Origin of the sequence: Limosilactobacillus balticus (assembly GCF_014145615.1) — a bacterium.
Taxonomy (GTDB): domain Bacteria; phylum Bacillota; class Bacilli; order Lactobacillales; family Lactobacillaceae; genus Limosilactobacillus; species Limosilactobacillus balticus.
Window position 1 is genome coordinate 82,138 of the sequence record NZ_JACIVH010000059.1, and the last position, 18,117, is coordinate 100,254.

General features: G+C 37.8%; 16 protein-coding genes and 1 other annotated feature. All 16 genes read left to right on the forward strand.

Annotated features, from left to right (window positions below):
* The first annotated feature begins 5 nt into the window (after positions 1-5).
* Complete coding sequence (cydD, locus tag H5S10_RS03585) at positions 6-1,736, forward strand: thiol reductant ABC exporter subunit CydD (RefSeq protein WP_182588725.1); 1,731 nt, start codon at positions 6-8, stop codon at positions 1,734-1,736.
* Positions 1,729-3,474, forward strand: coding sequence for a thiol reductant ABC exporter subunit CydC (gene cydC, locus H5S10_RS03590; RefSeq protein WP_182588727.1), 1,746 nt, complete (start codon positions 1,729-1,731; stop codon positions 3,472-3,474). The genes cydD and cydC overlap by 8 nt, the downstream gene beginning before the upstream one ends.
* A gap of 53 nt (positions 3,475-3,527) precedes the next feature.
* Positions 3,528-4,742, forward strand: coding sequence for an NAD(P)/FAD-dependent oxidoreductase (locus tag H5S10_RS03595; protein WP_182588729.1), 1,215 nt, complete (start codon positions 3,528-3,530; stop codon positions 4,740-4,742).
* Positions 4,743-4,844: 102 nt separating this feature from the next.
* Positions 4,845-6,158, forward strand: coding sequence for a bifunctional folylpolyglutamate synthase/dihydrofolate synthase (locus H5S10_RS03600; RefSeq protein ID WP_182588731.1), 1,314 nt, complete (start codon positions 4,845-4,847; stop codon positions 6,156-6,158).
* 62 nt (positions 6,159-6,220) lie between these two features.
* Complete coding sequence (locus tag H5S10_RS03605) at positions 6,221-6,853, forward strand: JAB domain-containing protein (protein ID WP_182588732.1); 633 nt, start codon at positions 6,221-6,223, stop codon at positions 6,851-6,853.
* A 135-nt stretch (positions 6,854-6,988) separates the two neighbouring features.
* The gene (locus H5S10_RS03610) at positions 6,989-7,990 is read left to right on the forward strand and encodes a rod shape-determining protein (RefSeq protein ID WP_003666650.1); all 1,002 of its coding nucleotides are present in this window, start codon (positions 6,989-6,991) and stop codon (positions 7,988-7,990) included.
* A gap of 133 nt (positions 7,991-8,123) precedes the next feature.
* The gene (gene mreC / locus H5S10_RS03615; RefSeq protein ID WP_003667606.1) at positions 8,124-8,981 is read left to right on the forward strand and encodes a rod shape-determining protein MreC; all 858 of its coding nucleotides are present in this window, start codon (positions 8,124-8,126) and stop codon (positions 8,979-8,981) included.
* Positions 8,982-8,987: 6 nt separating this feature from the next.
* Positions 8,988-9,524, forward strand: a complete 537-nt coding sequence (gene mreD / locus H5S10_RS03620; protein ID WP_182586037.1) for a rod shape-determining protein MreD — start codon at positions 8,988-8,990, stop codon at positions 9,522-9,524.
* A 51-nt stretch (positions 9,525-9,575) separates the two neighbouring features.
* Positions 9,576-9,809, forward strand: a binding site (T-box leader).
* Positions 9,810-9,994: 185 nt separating this feature from the next.
* Positions 9,995-10,642 carry an amino acid ABC transporter permease gene (locus H5S10_RS03625; RefSeq protein ID WP_003666654.1) on the forward strand — a complete coding sequence of 216 codons (648 nt, stop codon included), beginning with the start codon at positions 9,995-9,997 and terminating at the stop codon, positions 10,640-10,642.
* Between the two features lie 14 nt (positions 10,643-10,656).
* Positions 10,657-11,307, forward strand: a complete 651-nt coding sequence (locus H5S10_RS03630) for an amino acid ABC transporter ATP-binding protein (RefSeq protein ID WP_182588734.1) — start codon at positions 10,657-10,659, stop codon at positions 11,305-11,307.
* Between the two features lie 17 nt (positions 11,308-11,324).
* A complete protein-coding gene (locus tag H5S10_RS03635; RefSeq protein WP_182588736.1) occupies positions 11,325-12,176 on the forward strand; it encodes an amino acid ABC transporter substrate-binding protein in 852 nt (283 codons plus the stop codon).
* A gap of 203 nt (positions 12,177-12,379) precedes the next feature.
* Positions 12,380-13,627 (forward strand): EF-P 5-aminopentanol modification-associated protein YfmF, encoded by a 1,248-nt coding sequence (gene yfmF, locus H5S10_RS03640; RefSeq protein ID WP_182586039.1) that lies wholly within the window; start codon positions 12,380-12,382, stop codon positions 13,625-13,627.
* Positions 13,628-13,631: 4 nt separating this feature from the next.
* Positions 13,632-14,930, forward strand: coding sequence for an EF-P 5-aminopentanol modification-associated protein YfmH (gene yfmH, locus H5S10_RS03645; RefSeq protein WP_182588738.1), 1,299 nt, complete (start codon positions 13,632-13,634; stop codon positions 14,928-14,930).
* 98 nt (positions 14,931-15,028) lie between these two features.
* Positions 15,029-16,066: a helix-turn-helix domain-containing protein gene (locus tag H5S10_RS03650; RefSeq protein ID WP_182588740.1), complete on the forward strand. Its 1,038-nt coding sequence runs from the start codon at positions 15,029-15,031 to the stop codon at positions 16,064-16,066.
* A 26-nt stretch (positions 16,067-16,092) separates the two neighbouring features.
* On the forward strand, positions 16,093-16,680 hold the full coding sequence (gene pgsA, locus H5S10_RS03655; protein ID WP_182586042.1) for a CDP-diacylglycerol--glycerol-3-phosphate 3-phosphatidyltransferase: 588 nt from the start codon (positions 16,093-16,095) through the stop codon (positions 16,678-16,680).
* A gap of 125 nt (positions 16,681-16,805) precedes the next feature.
* Positions 16,806-18,053, forward strand: coding sequence for a competence/damage-inducible protein A (locus tag H5S10_RS03660; RefSeq protein WP_182588742.1), 1,248 nt, complete (start codon positions 16,806-16,808; stop codon positions 18,051-18,053).
* The last annotated feature ends 64 nt before the right edge of the window (positions 18,054-18,117 follow it).

Here is an 18,117-nt window from a genome sequence, read left to right on the forward strand (position 1 = left end):
AATTTATGATTGATCGACTACTCTTCAAAATCGAGGGGAGCAGACATATCATGATTAAGCTTGTGGGGCTTTATGTCCTGCAAGCTTTTCTTATCCTTGGTCAGGGATTGAGTTTGGCTGCTTTACTAACAGGCTTATGGCAAGGACATTCGCTCCTAAGTCAAATATATGGCTTAAGTGGATTTATTGTTTGCTACCTTTTGCGCCATGGGCTAACCGAAATCGCTAATAATTGGCTTGATAAGTATTCAGCTGGTGCTGCGCAAAATTTTCGTCAGCAATTATTAAAAAAAGTCTTTGCACTTGGACCAGTAATTGTTCAGCGAGAGGGAACCGGTAATATGGTTACTTTGGCTCTTGATGGTATTAAAGAAGTTGAAAATTATATTCGACTTATTTATAGCAAGGTGATCAGCATGATGATTATTCCAGTCATTATTTTGGTTATCTGTTTTTGGCTTGATTGGATTTCTGGTATTGTTATGCTGTTAGTTTATCCTTTGATTGTTTTATTTATGATTATTTTAGGTTATGCGGCGAAGGCCAAAGCTGATCGCCAATTTGCAGCTTTTCAAATACTGTCCAATCATTTTATTGATTCTTTGCGGGGAATTGATACATTGAAGTACTTTGGTCTTAGTAAGAAGTATTCGCAAAGTATTTATCGGTCAAGTGAACGTTTTCGAAAATCAACAATGAGCGTGATTAAAGTAGCGATGTTATCAACGTTTGCTCTTGATTTTTTTACCACATTAGCTATTGCAATCTTAGCGGTCTTTCTTGGCTTACGGTTAATTAATGGTCACTTATTGTTATTCCCGGCATTAGCAATTCTGATCTTGGCACCTGAGTATTTTTTGCCGATTAGGAACTTTGCAAGTGATTATCATGCAACGTTGAATGGTAAAAATTCATTTCATGCTGTTCGACGAATTCTTGAGATGCCATTACCAAAGCGGTCGACTGTTGAATTACACCAGTGGACAGGAGTAGATGAGTTAAGTCTTGAGAATATCGAGTTTATGTATCCTCAAAATGGCAGTGAATTAACAAACCTTGATTTAACAGTTAAGGGAAATCAAAAAATTGGCATTATTGGAATGAGTGGAGCCGGAAAAACAACTTTAATTAATCTTTTGAGTGGCTTTTTGGCGCCAACAAGTGGTCAAATTACCATTCAAGGGAAAAAAGTAACGACTTTGGATATCTATGACTGGCAAAAACAGATTCTCTACATTCCACAGACTCCTTATATTTTTGCAGATACGTTAAAAAATAATATTGCCTTTTATACTCCAAATGTCAGTGAAGATAAAATAAAAGAAGCAATTCATGTTGTCGGCTTAGATAATCTTGTTGCTGAATTACCTCGAGGCTTAGAGACAATGATTGGCAGCGGCCACAGAGCATTAAGTGGTGGTCAGGCACAGCGAATTGCTTTAGCTCGAGCATTCCTTGATCCAGAACGCCGGGTAATGATTTTTGATGAGCCGACCGCCCACCTCGATATTGAGACCGAACTAGAGTTGAAAAAAAGAATGCTTCCTTTAATGAAAAATAGGTTAGTCTTTTTTGCTACCCACCGTTTGCATTGGATGAAGCAGATGGACTACATTTTAGTATTGAAGAATGGCAAGCTAATTGAACAAGGAACGTATCAGCAATTGCTTGATGAACATGGTTATTTTACAGAATTGATGGACCAAACACGCGGAAAGGAGATAACCCATGAATAAGATTCCTTTACTTAAAGCAATGAAACATGATCGGTGGGTGAAACCCTTCCTGAAGCGTTACAAGTGGACCTTGGTATTAGCAATTACCCTTGGGATTGTTACCTTTATTTGTGCTAGTGGATTGATGTTCACTGCGGGCTACTTAATCAGTAAGTCCGCAACGATGCCTTTTAATATTTTGTTAGTATATGTTCCCATCGTTCTTACTCGTGCCTTTGGGATTTTTAGACCGGTGACTAATTATTTTGAACGATTGGTTAGTCATAATTGGGTTCTTAAAATGACTTCTGCATTTCGTAAAAAGCTTTATGATTCGTTAGAGCAGGATGCTGTTTTCTTTAATAGTAAGTATCGGATTGGAGACATTCTTGGGTTACTTTCAGAGGACGTTGCCCACATTCAAAATTTGTATTTACGAACGATTTTTCCGATGCTAGTTGCATTTGGGCTTTATGCCATTATCGTTATTGGAATGGGGGTAATCTCTCCGCTTATGGGACTTTTAATGTTAGTTCTATTCGGCTTAATTATTATTGCTGTTCCCGTGTGGTCAGTGCTTGTTAATGGTGCGCGTCAGCAACTAGAAAAGCAATATACCAATACCTTGTATGCTGATCTTACTGATAATATCATGGGGATTACAGACTGGGTATTTGCGGGGCGAAGTGCGGATTATCTGCAGCACTATGACCAAAGCGAGAAAAACGTATTAGCATCTCAAAAAGCGATGAAACGTTTTGAACATTGGCGTGATTTTATTCTTCAGGTAATGATTTTATTAGTGGTTGTTAGTCTTATTATATGGGGAACAGCGCGTTTTGGCGGTCATTGGGGAGGTAGTGCAAATTGGATTGCGGCCTTTGTTCTTTGTGTCTTTCCCCTTGATGAAGTGTTGTCTAGCTTGCCGGCAGCTGCTCAAGAAACTAATGTATATACGGATTCATTAAAGCGATTGAATGAATTGCCGCAACCGCCAGCTCCTTCTAAAACTAATATTGATATTGCTGCTCCTTATCATCTTAAAATTACAGATGTTTATTATCGCTATCCCAAAACGGAGAAGATGATCTTGCAGGGAATTAATCTTAATGTGAATCCAGGTGAAAAGCTTGCCATTCTTGGTCGTAGTGGGGCTGGAAAGAGTACGTTAGCTAGTTTAATTCGGGGAGATCGGAAGCCTACATTGGGCACTGTTACTCTTAATAATGTGCCAACAGACGAATTTGGTGATGAGATTTCGGATTATATTGGGATCGTTCACCAATCACCATATCTATTTCATACCACAATTTTAAATAATATTCGTTTAGGGAACGAGAATGCGACAGAGGATCAAGTATGGGATGTTCTTGAACGCGTTGGGTTGGCTGCTATGATTAGGCGACTGCCAAAAGGACTTCATACGATGGTTGATGAGGCAGGGTTACGGTTTTCTGGCGGAGAGCGTCACCGGTTGTCTCTTGCACGGATTTTGCTCAAGGATGCACCCATTATCCTTTTAGACGAACCAACTGTCGGATTAGACCCGGTAACAGAAGAAAAGGTAATTGAGACATTTATGAAGCAGCTACAAGGAAAAACTTTGATTTGGATTACTCACCATTTACAAGGAATAGAAATGATGGATCAAGTTGTTTTTATTGAAAATGGTAAAATTACAATGCAAGGTAGCCCGGTAGAATTACAAAAAACAAACGAACATTACCGGGCGTTAAAAATGGCAGATGAGGGTATCTAGCTAGTTTAGAAATGTTATAATAAATAGGACTATTGATGAAGGGATGAATAGTAATGAAAGAAGTTGTTGTACTTGGAGCTGGTTACGCTGGCTTAAAGACGGTCGTATTATTACAAAAAAAGCTGAAAAATAATGTTCATATTACATTAGTTGATCGTAATAATTATCATTATGAAGCTACTGATTTACACGAAGCTGCTGCGGGAACGCAAAGTGCTTCAAGGATCACTTATCCAATTAGTGATGTGATTAATCCACAAATTACTACCTTTATTCAAGATGAAGTTGTAAAGATCGATCCTGATAAAAAGACGGTTAAACTTGCTGGTCATGAAGAACTACTGCACTATGATTATTGTGTATTAGGGCTCGGTTTTGTTTCAGAAACATTTGGAATCCCTGGTGCTAAAGAAAATGCATTACCAATGACTAATGTTAAAGAAGCTTTAGCAATTTATGACCACATCATTGCTAAAATGAAAGATTATCGTACCACTCACAATCCAGATGATCTTCAAATTATTATTTGTGGTGGTGGATTTACTGGAATTGAATTAGCAGGGGCGCTTGTTGACGCTCGAGCAAGTTATGCCAAAATTGCCGGGGTTTCACCAGATGAAATTAAAATCACGCTGATTGAAGCTTCGACAAGATTACTTCCAATGTTTAGTGAAAAACTTGCTGAATATGGGGTGAACCTTGTTAAGAGCCTTAACGTCCAACTACTTGATGGTTCACGAATTAGCAAGATTGAACCTGGCAAGGTCATCTACAAACATGGCGATGATAATGAAGAGTCACTTACTGCTGGTACAATTATCTGGACAACTGGAGTAAGTGGTAATCCATTGATGGAAGAATGCGGTTTTGATGCTAAGCGTGGTCGGGTAATCGTTACTGACCACTTAACAGATCCTAAGCACGATGATATTTACATCGTTGGGGATGTTGCTGCTGTAATGCCACCGGATGGTAAACGCCCATACCCAACCACTGCACAAATCGCCCTAGCAATGGCTGATTACACAGCTGAAGATATTGTTAGCCGTATTAAGACTGGCAAACATGAAGCTAAACCGTTTACCTACAAGTCATTAGGAACTGTTGCTTCTGTTGGTAATACACGAGCATTTGGTGAAGCAATGGGGCACGAATTACGTGGATATCCTGCTTCAGCAATGAAGAAAATTATTGCAGACCGTTCCTTGTTAGAAACAGGTGGTTTGAAAGAGCTATTTGCTAAAGGACGCTTTGACTTATATCACTAGAAAATGAATGAGGCTGAGAAAAAACTTTTGTTTTTTCAACAGCCTCGTTTTTATACTTATATGCTAAAAAGGTATGGCGATAATAAATAAAGGGTGAAATAAATGATTAAAACTTATGATGAAGCATTATCTTTTATTCATGGACGAACACAATTCAAGAAAATTCCAACACTCACACGGATGAAACGATTCTTGGCAGAATTAGGAAACCCACAAGAAGGACTTAAATACATTCACGTTACAGGAACTAATGGCAAAGGATCAACTGTTGCAATGATGAGGTCTGCTTTACTGGAAAGCGGCCTGACTGTTGGAAGTTTTACATCGCCTTTTATTACGCGATTTAATGAACGGATTGAGTACAATGGAATCCCAATTAGCGATGATGACCTTTTAAGATTAGTTCAAAAAATCGCCCCATTTGTTAAAAAACTTGATGATACATTGGAAACAGGCGGACCAACTGAATTTGAAATTGATACAGCATTAATGTTTTGCTACATGGCTGAAAAGAAGCCTGATGTTGTATTGCTTGAAGTAGGAATTGGGGGACTATATGATTCTACCAATGTAATTACGCCAGTTGTTAGCGTGATCACGACAGTTGGCTGGGATCATATGAAGTATTTAGGTAATACTTTAACTAAGATTGCATCCCAAAAAGCAGGAATAATCAAAAAAGGTGTCCCAGTTGTTTTAGGTGCTCTCCCAATAGAAGCGCGCGAAACTATTCTTGCAGATGCAAAGGAGAAAAAATCTCCGGTTTTTGAATTAGGAAAAGACTTTACTGTTCACAAACTTAATGGTCATCAGTTCCACGCGAAAATTCGGTATCAAGGAAAAAATCTGAAAAAAATAGAAACAATTCTTGGCTTGCCGGGCGACTATCAGATAGAAAACGCAGCAGTTGCTTTGATGGCTGTTGAGCTTTTTATGGAGAAGCATGAACTGGCAATTGATCGTCGTGCTTTGATCGCGGGATTAGAAAATGCTGCTTGGCCGGGGCGATTAGAAGAAATAAATACTACCCCCCTCGTCTTATTAGACGGTGCTCATAACCTTCCTGGTATCCAAGCTCTCGTTCATACTATTAAGAACGATTTTGTCGATCGGGAAGTTTATCTCTTGGTGGCGATTCTGGCTGATAAGCAATATGAATTAATGCTTGGTGAATTAGCAAGTTTAGGAAATATTCACTTAACCGTTACGCACTTTGCTGGCCCCGGTCCTAAACGACCAAGCGCAGACTTAGCCAAAGCTGTTGCTGATATTCCAACTAAATACCCCATTCAGATTATTAACGACTGGCGATTAGGAATTGGACAGGTGGCAAGTCAAATGAGTGCGGACGATGTAATGATTATTACTGGTTCTCTTTATTTTGTTTCAGATGTTCGTAAATTCTTTTTAAATTAAAAAGTGTAAAAGCACAAATTTTCCGTATTTAAATATATAGAGTGTAAAAAGGAGAATTATTTATGGAAAATGAAGTGATTAACGAATATACAAAATTAGTCTGGACGGCTATTCCTGATAAATTGGGAGATAAGAAACAGGAATTATGTCAACGTTTCTTACGTAAGTGTCCTAATCCCCTAGCAGTCAAACGACTTTCACGTGTTGAAAAAAATGAAATAAATGAATGGGCACCAGAAATGTTTAATTTTTTTGCTGCAATTGAACTAGGAAAGATGGTAACTAAAAGTCACGAAGAAATTATCGGCCATGCTTATTCGAGCATCGAATTAGGCCGCAAGATGGTCGATCATTTTCAAAGTGAGGAGCAAGAAAGTGTCTGTATTGCCTGTACAGATATCCATAATGAGATAATTGATTGGAAAATTTTGTTTGTGGGTGGCGGATGTGAATGTATTCTTTATCCTGATAAGATTTTTCAATATGCACTCCGGTGTTCAGCCCAAGGAATTATTATGATCCACAATCATCCGACGGGAGACATTCATCCTTCCAAACAAGATGAAGCTTTTACTCGGCGCTTAGAACGAGGGTGCGAGATTATCGGGCTTCATTTGGTTGACTTTATGATTATTGGTCGCGATACATATCATAGTTGGCGTGAAGCTAGTCTCGTTAATGAGCTTAAAAAGTAAAGAAACTTTTAATTTATTGCAATAATTACGGTCTCTTTGTTCGTATTAATGTATATTAATGTTCGTATGTACCGAGTGGCTATGGTATAATATGCACGATATTAATTTGATTTTAAGACGAAGGGAAGAAGCAGATTGCTAGGAATTGGAACAAAAAATCTTGGCATTGACCTTGGAACTGCTAATACAATTGTCTATCTTGAAGGTAAGGGAATTGTATTAAGAGAACCATCAGTTGTTGCTCGTAATTCTAAGACTAACGAAGTAATCGCTGTTGGCAGTGATGCCCGTGATATGATCGGACGGACGCCAGAGAGCATTGTGGCTATCCGACCAATGAAAGACGGTGTTATTGCTGATTACGACACAACCGTTGCAATGATGAAATATTATATTGATAAAGCACTAGGAAATAATGGTAAGCCATATGTTATGGTGTGTGTTCCTAGTGGGATCACGGAAGTTGAAAAGCGGGCAGTGATTGATGCTACTCGAGTTGCAGGTGCTCGCGATGCTTATGTTATTGAAGAACCATTTGCAGCAGCAATTGGAGCAGGCTTACCGGTTATGGATCCAACTGGTAGTATGGTTGTTGATATTGGTGGCGGTACTACAGATGTTGCTACCATTTCATTAGGTGGTATTGTCTCAAGTCGTTCAATCCGAATGGCAGGAGATAAGATGAATGACGCGATTGTTCAATATGTTCGGCAACATATGAATTTATTAATTGGTGAACGAACAGCTGAAAAGCTTAAGTGGGATATTGGTTCTGCATCTGTTGAAGCTGCTGAAGAAATGGGAACAACACAAGTTCGCGGTCGTGATCTTGTGACTGGCTTGCCAAAGACAATGCAAGTATCTGCAAAAGATGTTTCAACGGCCCTCCAAGATGTTGTTGATAGTATTATTACGGCAATTAAAGGAACACTTGAAGAAACTTCTCCAGAAATTGCTGCCGATGTTATTGATCACGGGATTGTATTAACTGGTGGAGGCGCATTATTAAAACATTTACCAGATGTTATTGCAGATGCAACTAAAGTACCAGTATTTATTGCCAATGATCCCCTTGACTGTGTTGCTATTGGTACCGGCGAGTCATTAAAGAGTATTGATGTAATGAAGAAAAAGTAAAATGATTCTCTGACAGTGACGTCAGCGATGAATCATCATTAGTACTAACTAATGATTGACGGGGCTGATTGCCAAGCAGGATTGTTTGGCAGGCCCCGTCTTAATTACCTTGTGTATGCATTGGAGGGTCATAATGCAGAAATTTTTTTCCAATCGCCGATTAGTTATTGCTGTGATAATTCTAGTTGTCTGTTTTGGACTAATGGCAGGTTCTGTTTCTTTACGGAATAGACGAAATACACCACCGATCATCCAACAATTTGGAAATGATATTGTTGGCTTTGTTGATAGTGCAGTTGCTCTCCCTGTAAATTGGGCACAGACAAGTGTGAGTTCAATAAATGGGTTGATGAATACTTATTCTGAAAACCGTGAACTTAAACAGCAAGTAACTGAATTAGCACAAACTAAAGTCCGTGATCAGACCTTAGCTCATGAAAATAAACAATTAAAACAACAGTTAAAACTTAATAATTCAATGACCGACTATAATACAGTTACAGCGGCTGTATTAATGCGCACGCCATCTTCATGGCAACGACAACTTGTAATTAATAAAGGTCAATCTAGTGGTATTAAGAAGAATATGCCCGTTATGAGTGGTAGTGGATTGATTGGTCGGATTACAGAAGTAAATAAAACCAATAGTAAAGTTGAATTATTGAGTGATACTAGTGAATCATCAAACCGTTTTGCAATAACCCTTAATGGCCAAAATGGGAAGGTGATTAATGGGATTATCACCGGATATAATGCAAGAAATAACGAGCTTGAAATGGGACAAGTAACTTCTAAAGCTAAAATAAAAAAGGGTACCCGAGTAGTAACCAGTGGAATGGGTGGTGTGACACCAAAGGGACTTTATGTTGGTCGCGTGTCACGTGTCGGTAAGGATGATTATGGCCTCGCCCAGAAAATTTATATTACTCCAGCAACGGACTTTAATGATATTAATATTGTTACAGTTGCTGAAGCAGCTTCACAGGAGTGATAAATTATGTATCGTTTATCACGCTTAAAATATGTATTCCCGATTGGCTTATTTGTATGTCTGTTTTTGGATGGAGCCTTAAGCCATGTGTGGGCACCATTATTTTTCAGTTATCCTTATTCAATGGTGAGTGAACTTGTCTTACTATGGTTAGTCTTATCGTATTTCTTTCAAGATGATATTGAGATTCCATTAATTCCATTTGCAATTGCTGCCGGTGCAGTTTATGATTTATACTTTTCGGGAATTTTAGGATTATATATTTTCTTGTATCCATTAGTTGTAGAAATAACTAAAATTTTATCTCGTTATTTTAGTTCATCATTTCTTTCGATGATTATGATTTTCTTTGTTGATATTGTCGTTTTTGAGACGTTTAATTATTGGGCATATTATTTAGTGAATGTTACCAATGTTGGTTTTGGTGATTATCTTATTTATACGCTTGCTCCAACATTAGCATTAAATTTGGTTTATTTTGTTGTCCTTTTCTGGCCAATTCGCGCAATATATCGTTGGGCGTTAGACGATGATCAAATTTAAAATTAGTGCTTGACACAATAGATATTCCAGTATAGGATATTTACAATATCATAAATGACAGTGAACAGACTAGTAGAGCTTTAAGCATTGTAAAGAGAGTCCTGAATGATGGGAAGGGATCGATGTTTTAGCTTGAATCACATCTGTGAGTTGGCCTTCTGAAAGCCATAGTAGGAAGACCCGGGGAAGCCCGTTACAGCGCGGAGTTTATTTTAATGAACTCACTAAGGCTATTTTTCGTGAGAAAATAGCAAGATGAGGTGGAACCGCGGAAACGCCCTCGTAGCCATTTTAGGCTCGAGGGCGTTTTTTATTTCATTAAAATAGACTTACTAAGGCAAATATTGTGAAATGTTTGTAAACATGAGGTGGAACCACGATGTATTCGTCCTCTAGGAGGTATCTCTCCTAGAGGATTTTTTCTTTTCCTGTTATTTCTATTAGGCAATTATTTAAGGAGGCAATAGTAAATGTCGATGCAATATATAAGTGAAATTCTACCTTCATTATTTCAGGGGGCTGCTCTTACATTACAAATTTTCTTCTGGACATTGGTTGGGTCTCTCCCATTAGGAATTTTGGTTAGCTTAGGACTTACTTCTAAAATTAAACCTTTGAAGTGGATATTAGAAATTTATGTTTGGTTAATGCGGGGCACGCCTTTACTGCTTCAATTAATCTTTGTGTTCTATGGGTTACCGATTATTGGCATTGTTTTTGAACGTTATGATGCCGCCTTGGTTGCTTTTATTTTGAACTACGCAGCTTATTTTGCTGAAATTTTTCGTGGAGGTTTCCAATCTGTTGATCAAGGCCAGTTTGAAGCAGCTCGTGTTTTACGACTAAGCTACTGGCAAACCCTTCGAAAAATTATCATTCCCCAAGTAATAAAAATTGTTATTCCATCAATTGGGAATGAAGTTATTAACTTAGTAAAAGATTCTTCATTAGTTTATGTAATTGGTCTTGGCGATTTACTACGAGCAGGAAATGTAGCAACTTCACGAGATGTCACCCTTGTACCATTGATGCTAGTAGGGTTAATCTACTTGATTCTTGTGGGAATTTGTACACTAATTCTACGGCAAGTCGAAAAATGCTATGCGTACTTTAAGTAAAGGAGGGAATGTAGATGTTAGAAGTTCGAGATTTAAAAAAGAGTTTTGGCGATCGGCAAATTTTAGATGGGGTTAATTTAACAGTTAAAGATGGTGAAATCCTTTGTATTGTTGGTCCATCAGGTGCTGGGAAAACAACCTTACTTCGTTGTATTACTGGACTGGAAACTCCTGATAGCGGTGAGTTTTTTATTAACGGGCGTCAATTTGATCCGCAGGGAACGGATGCAGCTGATCGTGTAATCGGTGTAGTTTTTCAAGATTTTAAGCTTTTCCCAAATCTTTCGGTAATGGAAAATATCACGTTAGCGCCGATGATGGTATTGAAAAAGGATAAACAAGAAGCGATTGCTGATGCGCAAAAACTACTTGAAGAATTAGGACTTAATACAAAAGGAAAATTGTACCCTTACCAACTTTCGGGTGGGCAAAAGCAACGGGTAGCAATTGCTCGTGCATTAGCAATGAAGCCTAAAATTTTGTGTTATGATGAACCGACATCGGCTCTTGATCCAAACCTTCGAAAAGATGTTGCTAATATTATTTTGGGATTAAAGAAGGACGGAATGACTCAATTAATTGTTACTCATGATTTAGAATTTGCGGAAGATATTGCTGATGATATTTTACGAGTACAACCACTTGATCAACGTCAAAATAAATAGGGAGAGGAGAAAAACTGATGAAAAAAGTGAAAGCAATTTGGTTACTTATTTTGTTAGTAGTACCTGTTCTTCTTCTTAGTGGCTGTGAAAGTGTAACAAAACGTGCTGATACGCAAGATACATGGAGTCGGATCGAGCGACGGAAACGAGTGATTGTCGGCCTTGACGATAGTTTTGTTCCAATGGGATTTCGGCAAAAGAATGGAAAACTAGTTGGTTATGATGTTGATCTTGCCCGGGCTGTCTTTAAGCAGTATGGAATAAAGGTTGATTTTCAGCCAATTGATTGGTCAATGAAAGAGACAGAGCTAAAAAACGGTACGATTGACTTATTATGGAATGGTTATTCTGTTAATCCTAGCCGTGCCAAAAAAGTTGCCTTTAGTCGTTACTATTTAGAAAATCGGCAGATATTAGTAACTAAAAAGAAGAGTAACATTAAAAATTTGAACGGAATGACTGGTAAAATACTCGGAGTACAGAATGGTTCAACGGGAGTAACCGTTTTGGATGAGAAGCCAAAGTTGTTAAAAGATAAAATAAAGAACCATACACCAGTGCTTTATGATACATTTCCGAATGCATTCATTGACTTAAATGCAAATCGAATTCAAGGAATTTTAATGGATGAGGTTTATGCTAATTACTATATTAAGCACCAACCAAATAGTAATTCATACCGCACTTATATTAGCAAAGAGTTGCCAATGGAACATTTTGCAGTAGGAATGCGGAAAGGTGACAAGACTTTAAAGAAGAAAATTAATCAAGGTTTAGGTAATTTACAGAAAAACGGTGAATTACGGAAGCTTAATGAAAAATGGTTCGGCCAAGATAGTAACTACTTGGGACCAGATAACACTAAATAAAAAGAGCAGGGACTTGGAAAATAGTTTCTGCCCTTTATTATTTCCTACAAACAAATTAATAAAAATATGATGAATTTACGTAATCGGTTTGTAATTTACTCATATTTAACGTATCATTATTCAGTATGATAATTCGAATGTAACTAGGTTGCAGCTAGTGGACCTCCTCTTGCTGCATTTTATATTGAAGGGAGAAAGAGAACGTGGATTTTAATCTTGCTCGTGGCGTGGACTTGCACATTATACCCACAAAACAATTTAAGATGAATCACGTCTTAATAGATTTTGCGACTCCGCAAACACCAACGAATGCTACTGCACGAAATTTATTGGCAAACCTATTAGAGACTAGCACGCATCGCTATCCAACGCAGACGGCTTTGGCTCGTCAATTAGCATCTTTATATGGTGCTTATGTTAATTTATATGTCAACCGTTTGGGAACATTGCATACTGTTCGATTACGAGCGAGTTTTGTCAATAATCGCTTTGTTGATGAAGATTTATTTGAAAAGATTAGTGGCTTAATAAATGAGATCATTTTTCATCCCCTAATCGATGACGGGGAATTTGATGGTCCTACTTTTAGGATTCAATCTAACAATTTAAAAAGTGCGATAAAGTCGCTTTATGACGATAAACAATTTTTAGCTAATCAACGGCTTATGGATTTGTATTACCAAAATGATTCTGTAATGAAGGTTCCTAGTTTCGGTCAAATTGCCGATCTTGAAAACCTCAATGCTAAAAGTTTAGTTTCAACGTACCATTCAATGATTAATGAAGATAAAATTGATATTTTTGTGTTAGGTGACATTGATCCGATGCGTGCTCAGCAAGTTGTTGCTAAGCTGCCTTTTAAGGATCGCGAGATTGTTAATAATTCACCTTTATATCAACAAACATTGTATGATCAAGTTCAAAGAAAAACAGAATATCAACAAGTAAATCAAGCAAAGTTAAATTTGGCATATTCTTTACCTGTCTATTACCATGATGCCGATTACTATGCTGGATTGGTTTTCAATGGACTTTTTGGTGGCACGCCATATTCAAAACTTTTTACGAATGTCCGTGAAAAAGCTAGTTTAGCTTATTATGCTTCTAGCCGGCTTCTTCCGTTTAATGGGATTGTAAGTGTTCAAACGGGAATTCAAGCGAGTGATCAAGAAAAAGTTCAGAATATGATTCAGGAACAATTGACTGCCTTAAAAAATGGTGATTTTACTACTGAGACGCTGAGTGAAGTTCAAGATAGTTTGATTAACCAATATCGTGCAGGGCATGATTTGGCAAGTAATGTTTTGGAACAACAATTGATTACCAAATTAGTTAATGAATCGGATAAGGACTTTATTACTGAAATAAAAAAAGTGACCGCAGCAGATATCATGCGTGTTGCTCAACAGATGAAACTTCAGGCAGTTTATTTATTAAGTGGTGAGAAATAATTATATGGATAGAGAAGTTTATCAAAAATTTAACCAATCCATTTACCGTGAACAATTATCAAATGGTTTGAAAGTTCAGCTCTTACCAATGGAAGGCTATCATAAGACATATGCTATTTTAACAGCTGACTTTGGCTCCATTGATAATCATTTTATCCCATACCATCAGAAGGAGGCGATTACTGTTCCAGATGGGGTTGCCCACTTCCTTGAACACAAAATGTTTGAGGAAAAAGATCATGATGCCTTTGATTTGTTTGGTAAACTAGGAGCTGATTCAAATGCCTTTACTAGTTTTACCCAAACAAGTTATCTTTTTTCGACGACCAGTAATCTCCATGAGAATTTAGATGTTCTATTGGATTTTGTTCAAGATCCATACTTTACTGCAGAAACAGTGAAGAAAGAGCAGGGAATTATTGGCCAAGAAATTCAAATGTATGAGGATGATCCGAGTTGGCGGCTTTACCTAGGTATTTTAGGTAATTTATACCCCAAAGATCCGATGCGGATTGATATTGCGGGAACAGTTGAATCAATTAGTCATATTACCCCAGAAATTTTGATGGATAGTTATCGGACTTTCTATCAACCAACCAATATGAATCTTTTTCTTGTAGGGCGCTTAGATCCAGAAGAAACAATGGCGTGGATCAAGCAAAATCAAGAACAAAAAGTTTTCGCTCCTGCAGAGACACCACAACGGTTATTTAGCTTGAACGATCCAACTGCTCATGATGTAATTCCATTCCGTTCATTAACGATGGATATTGTTCGCCCTAAAGTGATGGTAGGCTTACGAGGGACCAAGCAATTTGATGATGGTAAAGAACGGCTCCACTACAAATTAGCAATTGATCTTTTGTTAGATGTTTTGTTTGACGATACCTCAGATAACTATTTACGTTTATATAACAATGAAACATTGGATGACACGTTTAGCTACAACTTTGAAATGCAACGGGGCTTTCATTTTGCATACTTTAGCTCTGATACTGATCAAATGGAACGTTTTGCAGATGAAATCATTGATATCCTTGAAAGTGCTGATCAGCAAATTGAAGCGGCACGGACAAGGTTTGAAGGAATTAAAAAAGCAGAACTAGGGCGGTTGATTGGTTTATTGGATTCTCCAGAAGCAATTGCTAATCGTTATGCTGGAGACCTGTTTGCTGGCGCTAGCTTGATTGATGAGATTGCGATCTTGGAAACTATTACAATTGATGATCTTTATCAAGTTGCAAAAGAGTTTATTACTCCGCAAGGTATTTCGGTATACCAAGTAGTTCCGCAACATCAATAAACTAAACTTTTTCTATAGATTTATTCCGATAAGCTAATATATAATTGAGCATGATATAATATCCAAGAGTAAAGATAAATGAAAATGGAGATAGAATAATGAGTGAGAACGAGAACGATCAAAAACGACTTGAAATCGGTAAAATTTTACGAAAAGCACGGGAAGGAAAGGGCTATACCCTTGATGACCTTCAACAAATGACTAAGATTCAAAAGCGGTATTTAATCGCGATTGAAGATGAAAATTTTGATGAACTTCCTGGTGACTTTTATGTTCGTGCGTTCATTAAGCAATATGCCAATACGGTAGGCTTAGATGGTAATGAATTATTGCAAAAATATGATGATCAATTGCCACAGACTAAAACGGAAGAGTATTCCGATCATTTAGCTCAAGCGGTTGAAACTCGTGCCAACCAACGGAAGACGGTTAGCGGGAGCGTCGACAAGGTTCGTAACTACATGCCAACGATTATTATTGCTTGTGTGATTATTTTAGTGTTGGCAGCTATTTGGATTACTGCCATTGCACGCAATCATCGTGATTCTTCTACACGGATTGATAATAGTTCGGTATCCGTTTCTGGAGAGAGTCGTAAGAAGGCCTCTACCTCTGCTAAAAAGGCAAGTACAAAGCAGAGCAAATCAACAGCAATCAAGCTCCAAGAAGCACCTAATCGGAATGATACAAGCGTTACTTATACAGCAAGTCAACTTACTAAAGACACAACGCTACAAATTGAACCAAGTGATCGTTCTTGGATGCAAGTAAAAGCAAATAATAATGACTTATTAAATAAAACATTGAATAACAATGAAAAAGCCAATGTAAAAATAAGTCGTGATACAACTTCATTAGTAATTACGGTTGGTAATGCTCGAGCAACAAAACTAAAGCTCGGTAATCAAGAAATCGACTTTACTAATAATGGTCGTTATCAAAACACGCGGAATGTAACAATTAACTTTGGTAGTGCCCAAACAAGCAACAGTTCAACAAGTCAGTCGTCAAATAGTTCAAGCCAAGCTTCTTCATCCTCGGCTCGTCCTAATAATGCTACTCAACCGTCTGCTGCTAATAACAACAGTCGTCCTCAGACAAGTGCTAGTCAACAAAGTAATCAACCGACTCGTTAATTAAGAGTACTAAAGGAGTTAGAACATTGAATTTACCAAATAAACTAACTGTTATACGTTTAATTATTATTCCCTTTTTCTTATTATTAATGGTTCTGCCATTACAAAGTTGGGGAGCTGTAAGCTTTTGGGGAGCAACTATTCCAATGGCTCAGCTTATTGCTGCTATTTTATTTATTGCCGCAACAATTACTGATAATCTTGACGGACAAATTGCACGACGACACCATCTCGTAACTAATTTTGGGAAGTTTACTGATCCGCTTGCTGATAAGTTACTTGTCATGACTGCATTTATCGTTTTAACTGGAAATGGTGTTGTTCCATCATGGGTAACTTCAATCATTATTTGGCGAGAATTATCTGTTACTGGTTTACGCTTACTATTAGTAGAACAAGACGGAGTGGTATTGGCTGCTAAAATGCCGGGGAAGATTAAGACAACTACTCAGTTTATTGCAATTATCTTCTTACTCTTAAATAATGTTATTTTTGCTATTTGGAATATTCCATTTGGCCAAATCATGTTATATATTTGCTTGTTCTTTACTATTTATTCTGGAGTGGATTACTTCGTTCAAGGACGCGATGTCTTTTCAGATGGATTTAAATAATAGGATATGGAGGGTGAGAAAAAACAAAAGTTTTTTCTCACCCTCACGTTTTTTATTCATAGTTTTAAGATTTTAGTGAAAATGACTATACTTTACGTATATATATTAATAGGGGATGAAGTTTTATGGATGCAGAAATTATCTCAGTAGGAACTGAGATCGTCCTTGGACAAATAGTTAATACTAATGCAGCGTACTTAGCTAACAGACTAACCCAACTTGACTTACCGGCTACCTATCAAACGACTGTTGATGATCAATCACAAAGGTTAGAACGTGTTATTACTCATGCGTTGGCTCGTGCACAATTAGTTTTTGTTTGTGGGGGACTTGGGCCAACTGCAGATGATATTACAATGCCCACCGTTGCCAAAATCTTAGGGAAAGAGTTGCGGACTGACGAAGAACATTGGAAATGGATTCAAAAAACATTTGAACAACGACAAATAAAAATGGAACCAGAGAATATTCGCCAAGCGCAGTATCCGCAGGGAGGAGAACCACTTGCTAATCCTGTGGGACTTGCTCTAGGATGTTGGTATGAAACTAAGGGTAAAGTTGTGGTTGTCTTACCGGGACCACCTGCTGAATTTAAGGAAATGGTTGAAAAGAGCCTGGTGCCTAAACTCCAACAATATTTCCAAACGGGAAAGCAAATTACTAGTCGGACATTAAACTTTTTAGGGCGGCCGGAGTCACAATTAATGGATGAAATTGAAGGTGCTACTAACGATATACCAGGGATAAGCATTACCTCTTATGTTCAACCAACGGCAATCCAGGTTCGCCTCACCGTGCGAGATTTACCAGTTGATAAAGCTGAAGAAAAAATTGATCAGGCGCAGGAGGCAATTCTTGCAGTTGAAGAACCATTTTTCTTTGGGGTGGGAGATGAACTCACACTTGCTAAAGTCGTTGTTGAACAATTAAAAAATTGCGAGTGGAAATTGACCGCAGCAGAAAGCTTAACAGGGGGGATGTTCCAAAGTACTATTTGTTCCGTACCAGGAGCCTCGACTGTTTTTAATGGCGGGTTTGTTACTTATGCTGCTAGTGCAAAGGAAAAGCTATTAGAAATTCCTCACAACACGATTGAACAGTACGGAGTAGTAAGTTCTGAAACTGCTGCAGCAATGGCTGAAGGATGTCGACGAAAGCTAAATGTTGAAGTTGGGATTGGTTTTACTGGTGTGGCAGGTCCAGATGTGTTAGAAGGACAACCAGCAGGAACGGTCTGGATTGGACTAGCAATAAAAGGACGTCCAACTAAAACCGTTCAATTGCATCTTGCATCCTATGTTGGAAGACAAGCAATTCGTACGTTAAGTGTTCAGTATGGGCTTCAATTAATCTACCTTGAACTAAAAAAATAAACGAACTTTTGTTCACTTTTTTCTTGTTTTTTTGGCTAAAACTGTTATTATTAGTTATCGGATA